This window comes from Phocaeicola barnesiae DSM 18169 = JCM 13652 (assembly GCF_000374585.1).
In the GTDB taxonomy this organism is placed as follows: Bacteria; Bacteroidota; Bacteroidia; order Bacteroidales; family Bacteroidaceae; genus Phocaeicola; species Phocaeicola barnesiae.
This window is the reverse complement of record NZ_KB894661.1, coordinates 1-11,825: the sequence shown is the minus strand read 5'-3', so window position 1 is coordinate 11,825 and position 11,825 is coordinate 1. Positions and strand designations below refer to the sequence as shown.

Genomic DNA, 11,825 nt, shown 5'->3' with positions numbered 1-11,825 from the left:
GAGTGGGCGTTGACGGATTCGAACCGCCGACCCTCTGCTTGTAAGGCAGATGCTCTGAACCAGCTGAGCTAAACGCCCTCATCTTGTTCTTGTTTGCGGGTGCAAAGGTATGTGTTTATTTTGAGAGTCACAAACTTTTGCGTGATTTTTTTCAAAAATTATAGCAAATAAGTCTATTCCCGTTCATTTACATAAGGATTTCTCCCCTAGAAAAGCTCCTATTTCTTTTCTATCAGTACAGTTGCATAGGCCGAAATACCTTCCTCACGACCGGTAAATCCGAGTTTCTCGGTAGTTGTAGCCTTAATAGAGATATCATCCACATCTACATGCATGACTTCCGCCAGCACCTGCTGCATTTCCGGGATACGGGCCTTCAGTTTCGGACGTTCCGCACAGACTGTCGCATCAATATTTCCGACAGAATAGCCTTTAGTCCCTATCAGTTCAACGGTCTTCGCCAGCAGAATCTTACTGTCCACGTTCTTAAACTCACTTGCCGTATCCGGAAAATGATAGCCAATATCACGCATGTTGGCGGCTCCCAACAAAGCATCGCAAATGGCATGAATCAAGACATCGGCATCCGAATGCCCCAACAAGCCCAGTTCATGCTCGAACTTGATTCCTCCCAGCCACAATTCCCGATTGGGGACCAACTGGTGCACATCGTATCCAAAACCTACTCTTATCTTCATCGTATATAGAAATCTAAAACCTTTTCATCTTCCAGATACCCTTCCAGGTGATTATTTACCTGCACCGGACCCACTCCTACCGGCGTACCCGTGAACAGCAAATCACCTATCTTCAAAGTACAGAACCGGCTCACATAGGCGATAATCTGATCGATCTTAAAAAGCATATCGCCAGCATATCCGCGTTGCACGGTTTTTCCATCTATATCCAGGTGAAAATTCAACTGCTGAATATCTTTAAACCGCTCTACCGGTATCCAATCGCCAATAGCCGCCGAATTATCGAATCCCTTGCACAATTCCCAAGGCTTGCCTTCGGCACGGTATTTACGCTGCAAATCTCTCGCGGTAAAATCAATGCCGACCGTCACCGCGTCATAGTAACGGTGGGCAAACCGCTCGGCAATATTCTTCCCCAAACGATTGATACGCACTACCAGTTCGGTTTCATAATCTACCTGTTCAGAAAAATCAGGGATAAAGAAAGGTTTTCCATCCTTCAGCAAAGCCGAATCAGGTTTCATAAAAATAACAGGTTCCTGAGGCAAGGCCTCGCCGGCATGCAGTTCATGACAATGCAACTGATAGTTCATGCCTATCGCTATAATCTTCATAAAAGGTTACTTTATCGTTTCATTCAATCGGTTGAACATGACAGCCAGATGAGCATACAACGAAGTGTTCTGCACCACAATCTTTTCAGGTACCCTGATTCGGAAGGGGGTAAAGTTCCAGATAGCCTTCATCCCGGCTTCAACCATCCGGTCCGTCACTTCCTGAGCGATATTAATCGGTACAGTCAATACTCCGATATTTACTCCGCTCTCTTTCACCCGCTGTTCCGCTTCGTCGGTATGGAAAATAGGAATTCCGTTAATTTCCGTACCCACCAGTTCCGGATTGACATCAAAAGCTCCGACAATCTCCAGACCGAACTGCTTCAAACCGGTATCACGAAGCAGAGCGCCTCCTAAACTTCCGACACCAAACAGATAAGCCCGGTGAATACAGGTAAAACCAAGAAAATCCTCCAGAACCTGAATCAACAGATCAATATTATACCCTACACGTGTACGGCCGGTAATAGCCACATACGACAAATCCTTCGCTATCTGAGAAGCATCTATATTGATCTCCTTGGAAATCTGCGTAGAAGAGACATAGGTTTCCCCTCTTTCACGCATCAATTTCACGTTCGAGAGATACCAAGGAAGCCTACGTAACGTAGGCTCAGGAATTTTATCTATGTTTTTACCTGCCATTTACTGTCATTCTGTTCAAATTCATGCAAAATTAACCAATTATTTCTAACTGATTACAAGGTTGCCGTAAAATGTATGTATCTTTGAACTACATTAAAATTAATTCACATGAAAAATAACGACTGGAAAGACCGCCTGAATGTAGTGTATTCTACAAACCCTGATTTCAAGTATATCACCGAAGAAGAGGAAGAAACAGATACCCTGGAGAAGAAACAACAGAAACTGCGTGTCTCTATCGAAAAGAAAGGAAGAGGAGGAAAGACTGTCACCGTCATTACCGGATTCATCGGCCGGGAAGACGATCTGAAAGAACTGGGCAAACTGTTGAAAACGAAATGTGGCGTAGGCGGCTCTACCAAGGACGGAGAGATTCTGATTCAAGGAGAATTCAAGCAACGCATCATCGAACTTCTGAAAGCAGAAGGATATACTCAGACCAAATAAGCCAACCAACGGAACATCGAGGCTTATAACCACCAACTAAAAAAACGTGGACTATCGGCTCATTTCTGTAACCGATAATCCACGTCACAAATATTATAATCCGTTCAGAACGTATTATTCAGCACGCAAAGTAAAGCGTTTGAAATCAACGATTGCCAATTCGGCATCAGCAGCCTTCAAAGTATCAGCAACTGTCTTCTTCGGATCCATGATGCTTTCCTGGTTCAACAGACAAACTTCCTTCAAGAATTTGCCCAGACGACCCTTAGCAATGTTCTCAATCATAGCCTGAGGCAGGTTGGCAGCCTTTTCAGCAGCAACTGTTGTCTTGATTTCTTTAGCCTTAGCAACGTCTTCAGCTGTAATCCAGCCCTTAGCCATGTTGCTTTCCATGTGTTCTTCGCTGTCAACGTGAGCAGGATTGATACCAGCTTTCTTCAAAGCTGCTTCTACAGCCTTCTGTACCTGTTCAGCTTTTGTCTTTTCAATAGCTACATTGATTTCTTCCTGCTTAACAGATTCAGGAACACCAGCTTCGTCGATAGCAATCGGGTTCATAGCAGCAATCTGCATACAGATTTCATGAGCAATCTGTTCGCTGCAAGCCTTATTGAAGGCTACGATAGTACAAAGCTGATTCTTGTTCATGTGGTTGTAAACAGCAGTGCATGCACCTGAAACGAAGTTATAACCATCCAATTCAGTCTTTTCACCAGTAACACCGCTACGTTCAACGATAGCATCCTGAACAGTACCGTTACCCATCGGCAAAGCTTTCACTTCATCCAAAGTCTGGCACTTGTTAGCAATAGCAGCATCCAAAATAGCCTGAGTCAAAGCGACAAAATCAGCATTCTTAGCCACGAAGTCTGTTTCACACTTCAAAGCGATCATTGCAGCATAGTCACCTGTAGACTTAGCCAAAACGCAGCCTTCAGAAGTTTCGCGGTCAGAACGTTTTGCAGCAACTGCCTGTCCTTTCTTACGGATAATTTCCACTGCCTTGTCGAAATCGCCTTCAGATTCTGTCAAAGCGTTTTTACAGTCCATCATACCAGCTCCAGTCATTTTACGAAGCTTGGTGATATCAGCCATACTTACAGCCATAGTAATTTCTTTTTTATTGAGTTAATAAATAAATCTATTATAAAACAAATGAGAGCTGAGAACGGAGAGTTGAGAATTGCCTTTAATAGTAACTCTCAACTTTCAACTCTCAACTCTCACTTTAAAGTATATTAAGCTTCTTCGTCTTTACCCATGAAAGCTGCAGCTTTTGATGCGTTGATGGCATCTTCTTCAGCTTTGTCCATGCGAGCCTTAGTAGTTTTCTTCTTGGCAGCCTTCGGAGCGTTTTCACCGGCAGCTTCCATATCTATTTTTTCAGCTTTTCTTTCTTCCAGACCTTCAGCCATTGCACCGCAGCAAGCATCCAGGATAACTTCGATAGACTTAGTTGCGTCATCGTTAGCCGGGATTACGAAATCTACGTTTGAAGGATCTGAGTTTGTATCAACGATAGCGAATACAGGAATACCCAGACGGTTAGCTTCGCGTACAGCGATATTTTCTTTCAACACGTCGATTACGAACAATGCAGACGGCAGACGAGTCAGGTCAGCGATAGAACCCAAGTTCTTTTCCAGTTTGGCACGCTGACGAGAAATCTGCAGGATTTCTCTCTTAGAAAGGTTTGAATAAGTACCATCGTTAGTCAACTTATCGATAGTAGCCATTTTCTTCACAGCCTTACGGATTGTCGGGAAGTTGGTCAACATACCACCCGGCCAACGTTCGATAACATAAGGCATGTTTACAGAAGCAGCTTTCTCAGCTACTACCTGCTTAGCTTGTTTCTTAGTAGCAACAAACAGGACCTTCTTTCCTGATTTAGCGATCTGCTTCAAAGCTTCAGCAGCTTCGTCTACTTTTGCAACGGTTTTGTTCAAATCAATGATATGGATACCGTTACGTTCCATGAAGATATAAGGAGCCATTGCAGGGTTCCACTTTCTTTTCAGGTGTCCGAAGTGGCAACCGGCTTCCAATAATGTATCAAAATTTACTCTTGACATTGTCTTAATTTTTAATCGTTTACTTTCTTTTTTGTTAATTGAACCAACTGCCCGGTAGTCTCTCCGCAACCGATTGTAGGGAGAATCCTGACAGTTTAGATACTAAACGCTTTTTCCTTTAAGTCTTTGAGTTTCTAAGTTCTTGAGTCAGTATGAAAGTTCCGCAAACCGATTACTTGCAACAAACTTACAAACTTAAAAACTAACAAACTCAAACTCTTAACGTTTACTGAACTGGAATCTACGACGTGCTTTCGGACGTCCCGGTTTCTTACGTTCAACAGAACGTGAGTCACGAGTCATGAAGCCTTCTGCACGGAGACTCTTCTTGTCTTCCGGATTGATTTTAACCAGTGCACGAGCGATAGCCAGACGCAAAGCCTGAGACTGACCAGTGAAACCACCACCGCACAAGTTTACTTTGATATCATATTTTTCAGCAACTTCCAGTTTGTTCAGAGGCTGCTTAACTACATACTGCAGAATAGTTGATGGAAAGTACTCTGCAAGGTCTCTCTTGTTAATAGTAATCTTTCCTGTACCTTCGGTTACGAAAACGCGAGCAACAGCGCTTTTACGTCTTCCCAATGCATTTACTACTTCCATTCTTTATTATTTAAGTGTGTTAATATCAATTACTTTCGGAGTCTGAGCTTCGTGTTTGTGTTCTGAACCTTCATACACATACAGGTTACCCAGCAACTTAGCTCCCAGACGGTTCTTAGGAAGCATGCCTTTTACCACTCTTTTCATCAGCTTTTCAGCACCGTTAGGCTTAGCCATCAAACGAGCCGGAGTGATTTCGCGCTGACCACCCGGATAACCGGTATAGCTCAGGTAAATCTTGTCATTCCACTTGTTACCTGTAAATTTCACTTTGTCTGCATTGATGATAATTACGTTATCACCGCAGTCTACGTGAGGGGTGAAGTTCGGTTTGTACTTACCTCTCAACAACTTTGCAACTTTCGCACCGAGACGGCCTACAACCTGGTCGGTAGCATCAACTACGACCCATTCTTTTGTCGCAGTTTCCTTGTTTGCAGAAATGGTCTTGTAACTTAAAGTATCCACTCTTAAATCTTTTTAAAATGTTAACTACTAAAAAACAATTTCCTCACGATTTGTCCTTCCCGGACAAAGAAGAGCAAAACGCTCAGAATTAAATTCTTATTTCTAATTGATAATAATCGGCTTGCAAAAGTACGGCTTTTCTTTCAACTGACAAAACTTTTAAGTTTTTTTTTCTTGCTATCGGCTACCTGCATATCCCATCAAGGCTCCATATACGGCAAAAGACAAAAAAACCCGTAAATTCTTTCGCAAGAACTACGGGCATTACGTGAAATGACTATTATTATTTTACCGTACGATATCATGCGGATATTCGGCCGGCATCTCTACTCTCTTCCATATTTCATGGCACCATGTATTGAGCTGGTTTCCATCAATATCCGTAGCCAGATAATACTTCAGATACATCAGGCTCCCATTTTCCTTCAGTTCAAAGTGCAAATCATTCTTCGCACCATTCAGCTGCGGCAAGTGAATGTTCTTTTCAATCACTTCCGTATATACTCCCGGGGATTTCAGATAATAATCTCCATAACCGATGGTGATGGCTCCTGTCTGCATCATGACAATGTTTGTAAAATGGCCATCATCCGATAGGATCTTCAAAGAATTACTGGTTTTCAATTCACCAGGAACGTCTGGTGAGGCCGAGCGATAGAAACACATCTGCCAAACTCCCGCAAGAGTAGACGGAGTCTTTTCTCCTACAGCATCCTGAGCTGCCGATGTCCCCCAAGAAAGGATGAGCATCATTGCCAATAAAAAGAAATACCGGATTTTCATAATAGCAAAATTAAAAGGTTATTTTCCAACAAATATATAAAAATTTCGTATAAAGTCCGATAATTTAATATTTTTATTTCAAATGAAAGCAAAAATTTTACTTATCAGCAGATAGATGTGTCATCAAACAGAAAAAGGCTTCCACCTGTGCGGGTAGAAGCCTTATGTACCTTTTCTTCTGTAGACTGGAAACGACAGGATCAGAACTCTGCGTTACGCGGTGTACGAGGGAACGGAATCACGTCACGGATATTCGCCATACCTGTTACGAACAGCAACAGACGTTCGAAACCGAGTCCGAAACCTGAGTGCGGACATGAACCGTACTTACGGGTATCCAGATACCACCACATATCCTTCATCGGGATTCCCAGCTCCTGGATACGGGCAAGCAGCTTATCGTAATTCTCTTCACGTTCAGAGCCACCGATGATTTCACCGATTTTCGGGAACAGTACATCCATGGCGCGAACAGTCTTACCGTCTTCATTCTGCTTCATGTAGAAAGCCTTGATTTCCTTCGGATAGTCTGTCAGGATAACCGGGCGTTTGAAGTGTTCTTCAACCAAGTAGCGTTCGTGTTCAGAAGCCAGGTCAACACCCCAATATACCGGGAATTCAAACTTATGGCCGTTGGCTACCGCCTCTTCCAGGATCTTGATACCTTCGGTATACGGCAGGCGGACAAACGATTCCTTCAACACGCCCTGCAGACGTTCTATCAAGCCCTTGTCGAACATATCGTTCAAGAACTTCACATCGTCATAGCAGTTATCCAGAGCCCACTGTACACAGTATTTGATGAACTCTTCGGCCAAATCCATGTTATCATTGATGTCATTGAAAGCCACTTCCGGTTCAATCATCCAGAACTCGGCCAAGTGACGCGGTGTATTCGAGTTTTCTGCACGGAAAGTCGGTCCGAAAGTATAGATAGCTCCCAGAGCCGTTGCTGCCAATTCACCTTCCAACTGACCGGAAACTGTCAGACTGGCCTGCTTGCCGAAGAAATCATTGTCGTAAATGATGGAACCATTCTCATCTTTCTTCAGGTCATACAGGTTCATGGTAGTTACCTGAAACATCTGTCCGGCTCCCTCACAGTCTGAAGCTGTAATCAACGGAGTATGGAAATAGAAGAATCCACGTTCGTGGAAGAATTTATGAATGGCGATGGCCATGTTATGACGAATACGGAATACGGCACCGAAAGTATTGGTACGTGGACGCAAATGAGCTATCTCACGCAAGAACTCCATTGAATGCCCTTTCTTCTGTAACGGATAAGTATTGTCACAAGTACCCAATACGGCAATTTCACGAGCCTGAATTTCCGCAGCCTGTCCGGCACCTACTGACTTTACCAGTTCTCCATTCACACTCAGACATGCACCGGTAGTAATCTGTTTCAGCATTTCTTCGTCGAAATTAGCCAAATCGACTACAATCTGTACATTATTTATAGTAGAACCGTCATTCAAGGCAATAAAGTTCACCTGTTTGCTACCACGACGGGTACGTACCCATCCTTTCACGTTGACCATAGCTCCGAAATCGTCACGTTTAAGCAGGTCAACCACTTTTGTTCTACGAATTGTTTCCATTATGATATTTGTATTTATGTTTTATATGCATGAGGGCAGACTTGTAAGAGCCTGCCCGTATCCATGAAATGAGTTACTTATTCAAAAGATCCCATGCGAAGCATGTTGACTTCCTTTTCAGTCAGGTAGCGCCAGTCACCCCGACGCAGACCTTTCTTAGTCAGACCGGCAAAGTATACACGGTCCAGCTTAATGACACGATATCCCAATGATTCAAAAATACGACGTACGATACGGTTCTTACCTGAATGGATTTCGATACCTACCTGCGACTTGTCAGTTTCTGAAGCATAACTTACAGCATCTGCGTGGATTTCTCCGTCATCCAAAGTAATACCTGAAACGATCTGATCCAAATCAGCCTTCGTTACATTCTTGTCACAATATACATGATAGATTTTCTTCTTCAGATATTTCGGATGAGTCAGCTTTGAAGCCAGGTCACCGTCATTGGTCAACAGCAGGACACCGGTTGTATTACGGTCCAGACGTCCTACCGGATAAATACGCTCCTTGCAGGCATCCTTCACGAAATCCATGACTGTCTTGCGTTCCTGAGGGTCATCCGAAGTAGTCACACAATCTTTCGGCTTGTTCAGCAGTACATATACTTTCCGCTCGATGCTAACCGGTTGGTCGTGGAACTTCACTTCATCCGTACGCTTGATCTTTGTACCCAGTTCGGTTACTACCTCACCGTTTACAGAGATGACACCGGCGGTAATGAATTCATCAGCTTCCCGACGTGAACAGATACCGGCATTGGCCAAAAACTTGTTCAGACGAATCGGTTCGTTCGGATCAGTCAGTACATCCTTGTACTCAATCTGCTTCTTCATGCTGTATTTCGCATTCGGATTATAATCGGCAGTACGCGGACGGTAACCTCCACCCTGCGGACGATTATAACCGCCTTGCTGCCCTCCATTATTGAAATGTGGACGCTGCTGAGGGCGATAACCGCCTTCACCCTGCTGGGCATTGTTGAAACGCGGACGATATGGACGCTGTTCGCCATTTTCATCCTTATTGAAACGGCTGTTGTAAGCAGGACGCTGCGGACGACCTCCCTGATTATTATTGTTGTAACGAGGAGTGTAAGAAGAGCGTTCGCCTCCCTCTGCGTTTCCGTAAGCCGGGCGGTTACCATACGGACGTGCTCCCTGCTGACGGTTTCCGTAACCACGCTGCGGACGGTCCTCACCGTTGCCGCTGTTGAAACGCGGATTATAAGAAGAGCGGTACGGACGTTCGCCACCTTCACGGTTGCTGTTGTACGGACGTCGGCCATAGCTGTTTCCACCTTCGTTACGGTTGTATCTGTTATATCCTTCTCTGTTATAAGACTTGTAACCATCGCGGCCAGACTGGCTGTTTTCGCCTTCGTGTCTGTTTTCTCTTTCTGTCATAAATGCTAGCTGTTTAAAAATTAATACTCTACCCTCTCGGGCAATTTTTCTTCAGATTTATTGGTGTTATTGAATTAATGGTTTTAAATTACATTCCAGTATAGTTGTGCGGAGTTATCGCACGGAGTTCCTTCTTGATTTCTTCGCTTATATTCAGAGTTTCGATGAAATCCTTGATAGACGCTTCGTTGATGGCCTGATTAGTACGTGTCAAAGCCTTCAACGCTTCATACGGATGTGGATAAGCTTCCCGGCGCAGGATAGTCTGGATAGCCTCGGCCACCACGCTCCAGCAGTTATCCAGGTCTTCGTAAATCTTATGTTCGTTCAGCAAAAGTTTACCCAATCCTTTCAGTGAGCTTTGGATGGCAATCAACGTATGTCCGAACGGTACACCGATGTTACGCAAAACAGTAGAATCTGTCAAATCACGCTGCAGACGTGATACAGGCAATTTGGATGACAGATGTTCGAACACGGCATTAGCCATTCCCAGATTACCTTCCGCATTCTCAAAATCAATCGGATTCACTTTGTGTGGCATAGCGCTTGAACCTACTTCACCGGCTTTAATCTTCTGCTTGAAGTATTCCATCGAAATATACTGCCAGAAGTCACGGTTCATATCAATCATGATAGTATTGATACGCTTCATGGCGTCAAAGATAGCGCCCAAATTATCGTAGTTGGAAATCTGTGTAGTATACTCTTCACGTTCCAGCCCCAGTTTTTCGGCTACAAACTTGTTACCGAAAGCTTTCCAGTCAAATTCCGGATAAGCTACATGATGGGCGTTGTAGTTACCGGTTGCACCACCGAACTTAGCTGTAATCGGACAAGCCTTCAATACGGCCAACTGACGGTTCAGACGGTAAGCGAACACCATGATTTCTTTTCCCAAACGGGTAGGAGAAGCAGGCTGTCCGTGAGTCTTGGCCAACATTGGGATGTCTTTCCATTCCTCCGCATACGTTGTCAGCTGGTCAATCAGTTTCTGAATCTGCGGATAATACACTTCTTCCAGCGCATCCTTGATAGACAAAGGCACAGAAGTGTTGTTGATATCCTGCGAAGTCAGTCCGAAATGGATGAACTCCTTGTAAGGTTCCAGACCTCCCAGTTTATCGAACTGTTCTTTGATGAAGTACTCTACAGCCTTCACATCGTGATTGGTCACACTTTCGATTTCTTTGATACGCTGAGCGTCAGCTTCAGAGAAATTACGGTAAATGTCGCGCAATGATTCAAAACGGGTTGCATCCAGGCTTTTCAGCTGAGGTAAAGGCAACTCACACAAAGTGATGAAATATTCAATCTCTACACGCACCCGGTATTTCATCAGTGCGTATTCAGAAAAATAGGCAGCCAAAGCTCCCGCTTTGCTTCTATATCGACCGTCAATAGGCGATACGGCTGTGAGTAAATCAAGCTCCATCATTGTCGTAAATGTTTTTTGATTCTTATAATGATCATTATTGAGTGCGCAAAAGTAATGCTTTTTCCTGAGTTAACAGGCCTCACACCGAAAACTTTAGTAATTATTTTACAATTATTTCCATTTATTGTAGTGAATGCGTGATTCGTCCCACTTATCCTTCGGTTCCTGCCCTCCCATAGGATATCCTACCGGTATGACACAGAGCGACTTCACCTGCGACGGGGTGTGTAGAAAACGTGACACCACTTCCATACGTTCCCGATACGGATAAGTAGCCGTCCATACTGCTCCAAGTCCTTGTGCCTCGGCTGCCAACAGAATATTCTCAGCAACGGCCGAACAATCCAGATACCAGTAGTCCGACTTGGTTTCATCGGCACAGACAACAATAGCCATCGGGGCTGAAGTCAACATCTTGGCATACGGAAGATGAGCAGCCAAAGAATCCAGCAGTTCACGTTCATCGACCACAATAAATTCCCACGGCCGCTTGTCTTTCCCGCTGGGAGCGGCCATTCCCGCCCGCAACAGATTCTCCACCTTTTCTTTCTCAACCGGCATATCCGACCGGTAACTGCGGACACTTTTACGCTGCAGGATATTCTGCAATACCGCCTCCGTGTCCGAAGAAGACACATCACCAGCTGTCCGTTGGCAGGAAGCGACAGTCAGCATCCCCACCAGTGCTGTCAATATGAGCCACATCTTTTTCATCGTGTAACAAATTCAAACGGTTTACCGTATACAAAGATAATTCAAGTTTCGCAAGTACTCAAATAATGTAATAAAAAAGGCTAAAGAGTTTGATAATTCGATGATTATCACTATATTAATGTCGCCAAACAAACGATATAGCACCCTTTAGCCATGAACAAAAATAGATATATTATCGGTGAACTCCAAGAGTTTTTTGCAAAGAATGACTCTAGCAAGGCAATAAACAGCATATCAACCATTATGAACAGCATAAGGATACAAAGCAAAGTCATCGGGTCAGTTAAGAATCCGAATTGCAAATTCACCTGTCTTCAGGTG

General features: G+C 44.1%; 13 protein-coding genes, 1 tRNA gene and 1 pseudogene. 2 read left to right on the top strand and 13 right to left on the bottom strand.

Annotated features, from left to right (window positions below; genetic code table 11):
• Window positions 1-3: 3 nt before the first annotated feature.
• The 4 genes from C510_RS0114485 to C510_RS0114470 all read right to left on the bottom strand — a co-directional run bounded on the left by C510_RS0114485 (window position 4) and on the right by C510_RS0114470 (window position 1,960).
• Window positions 4-78, bottom strand: a tRNA-Val gene (locus tag C510_RS0114485).
• A gap of 140 nt (window positions 79-218) precedes the next feature.
• Window positions 219-698 carry a 2-C-methyl-D-erythritol 2,4-cyclodiphosphate synthase gene (gene ispF, locus C510_RS0114480; protein ID WP_018711995.1) on the bottom strand — a complete coding sequence of 160 codons (480 nt, stop codon included), beginning with the start codon at window positions 696-698 and terminating at the stop codon, window positions 219-221.
• Entirely contained in the window at window positions 695-1,312 is a 618-nt protein-coding gene (locus C510_RS0114475) for a fumarylacetoacetate hydrolase family protein (RefSeq protein ID WP_018711994.1), read from the bottom strand. Before C510_RS0114475 ends, ispF begins: the two co-directional genes overlap by 4 nt.
• A gap of 6 nt (window positions 1,313-1,318) precedes the next feature.
• Entirely contained in the window at window positions 1,319-1,960 is a 642-nt protein-coding gene (locus C510_RS0114470; protein WP_022339395.1) for a redox-sensing transcriptional repressor Rex, read from the bottom strand.
• Between the two features lie 108 nt (window positions 1,961-2,068).
• On the opposite strand from C510_RS0114470, the gene C510_RS0114465 reads away from it, so the two are divergent.
• The gene (locus C510_RS0114465) at window positions 2,069-2,407 is read left to right on the top strand and encodes a translation initiation factor (RefSeq protein WP_018711992.1); all 339 of its coding nucleotides are present in this window, start codon (window positions 2,069-2,071) and stop codon (window positions 2,405-2,407) included.
• A 114-nt stretch (window positions 2,408-2,521) separates the two neighbouring features.
• Here C510_RS0114465 and tsf read toward each other — a convergent pair whose 3' ends face one another.
• The 9 genes from tsf to C510_RS0114420 all read right to left on the bottom strand — a co-directional run bounded on the left by tsf (window position 2,522) and on the right by C510_RS0114420 (window position 11,504).
• Entirely contained in the window at window positions 2,522-3,514 is a 993-nt protein-coding gene (gene tsf, locus C510_RS0114460; RefSeq protein WP_018711991.1) for a translation elongation factor Ts, read from the bottom strand.
• 131 nt (window positions 3,515-3,645) lie between these two features.
• On the bottom strand, window positions 3,646-4,482 hold the full coding sequence (gene rpsB / locus C510_RS0114455; RefSeq protein ID WP_025893117.1) for a 30S ribosomal protein S2: 837 nt from the start codon (window positions 4,480-4,482) through the stop codon (window positions 3,646-3,648).
• 219 nt (window positions 4,483-4,701) lie between these two features.
• Window positions 4,702-5,088: a 30S ribosomal protein S9 gene (rpsI, locus tag C510_RS0114450; RefSeq protein WP_018711989.1), complete on the bottom strand. Its 387-nt coding sequence runs from the start codon at window positions 5,086-5,088 to the stop codon at window positions 4,702-4,704.
• 6 nt (window positions 5,089-5,094) lie between these two features.
• Window positions 5,095-5,556, bottom strand: a complete 462-nt coding sequence (gene rplM / locus C510_RS0114445; RefSeq protein WP_018711988.1) for a 50S ribosomal protein L13 — start codon at window positions 5,554-5,556, stop codon at window positions 5,095-5,097.
• 288 nt (window positions 5,557-5,844) lie between these two features.
• Window positions 5,845-6,339 (bottom strand): DUF4488 domain-containing protein, encoded by a 495-nt coding sequence (locus tag C510_RS0114440; protein ID WP_018711987.1) that lies wholly within the window; start codon window positions 6,337-6,339, stop codon window positions 5,845-5,847.
• Window positions 6,340-6,539: 200 nt separating this feature from the next.
• On the bottom strand, window positions 6,540-7,943 hold the full coding sequence (gene asnS, locus C510_RS0114435) for an asparagine--tRNA ligase (RefSeq protein WP_026320242.1): 1,404 nt from the start codon (window positions 7,941-7,943) through the stop codon (window positions 6,540-6,542).
• Window positions 7,944-8,020: 77 nt separating this feature from the next.
• Entirely contained in the window at window positions 8,021-9,352 is a 1,332-nt protein-coding gene (locus C510_RS0114430) for a pseudouridine synthase (protein ID WP_018711985.1), read from the bottom strand.
• 88 nt (window positions 9,353-9,440) lie between these two features.
• Window positions 9,441-10,787, bottom strand: coding sequence for an adenylosuccinate lyase (purB, locus tag C510_RS0114425; RefSeq protein ID WP_025893113.1), 1,347 nt, complete (start codon window positions 10,785-10,787; stop codon window positions 9,441-9,443).
• 114 nt (window positions 10,788-10,901) lie between these two features.
• Entirely contained in the window at window positions 10,902-11,504 is a 603-nt protein-coding gene (locus tag C510_RS0114420; protein WP_025893111.1) for a nitroreductase family protein, read from the bottom strand.
• Between the two features lie 153 nt (window positions 11,505-11,657).
• On the opposite strand from C510_RS0114420, the pseudogene C510_RS17940 reads away from it, so the two are divergent.
• Window positions 11,658-11,825 (top strand): annotated as a pseudogene (locus C510_RS17940) (IS4 family transposase); the annotation flags it as partial.

What these genes read in the sequence shown, in the direction of transcription:
- C510_RS0114420 (WP_025893111.1), bottom strand. Translation starts at nt 11,504, where the DNA reads ATGAAAAAGATGTGGCTCATATTGACAGCACTGGTGGGGATGCTGACT.
- rpsB (WP_025893117.1), bottom strand. Translation starts at nt 4,482, where the DNA reads ATGTCAAGAGTAAATTTTGATACATTATTGGAAGCCGGTTGCCACTTC.
- C510_RS0114440 (WP_018711987.1), bottom strand. Translation starts at nt 6,339, where the DNA reads ATGAAAATCCGGTATTTCTTTTTATTGGCAATGATGCTCATCCTTTCT.
- rpsI (WP_018711989.1), bottom strand. Translation starts at nt 5,088, where the DNA reads ATGGAAGTAGTAAATGCATTGGGAAGACGTAAAAGCGCTGTTGCTCGC.
- purB (WP_025893113.1), bottom strand. Translation starts at nt 10,787, where the DNA reads ATGGAGCTTGATTTACTCACAGCCGTATCGCCTATTGACGGTCGATAT.
- C510_RS0114465 (WP_018711992.1), top strand. Translation starts at nt 2,069, where the DNA reads ATGAAAAATAACGACTGGAAAGACCGCCTGAATGTAGTGTATTCTACA.
- C510_RS0114475 (WP_018711994.1), bottom strand. Translation starts at nt 1,312, where the DNA reads ATGAAGATTATAGCGATAGGCATGAACTATCAGTTGCATTGTCATGAA.
- tsf (WP_018711991.1), bottom strand. Translation starts at nt 3,514, where the DNA reads ATGGCTGTAAGTATGGCTGATATCACCAAGCTTCGTAAAATGACTGGA.
- ispF (WP_018711995.1), bottom strand. Translation starts at nt 698, where the DNA reads ATGAAGATAAGAGTAGGTTTTGGATACGATGTGCACCAGTTGGTCCCC.
- C510_RS0114470 (WP_022339395.1), bottom strand. Translation starts at nt 1,960, where the DNA reads ATGGCAGGTAAAAACATAGATAAAATTCCTGAGCCTACGTTACGTAGG.
- asnS (WP_026320242.1), bottom strand. Translation starts at nt 7,943, where the DNA reads ATGGAAACAATTCGTAGAACAAAAGTGGTTGACCTGCTTAAACGTGAC.
- C510_RS0114430 (WP_018711985.1), bottom strand. Translation starts at nt 9,352, where the DNA reads ATGACAGAAAGAGAAAACAGACACGAAGGCGAAAACAGCCAGTCTGGC.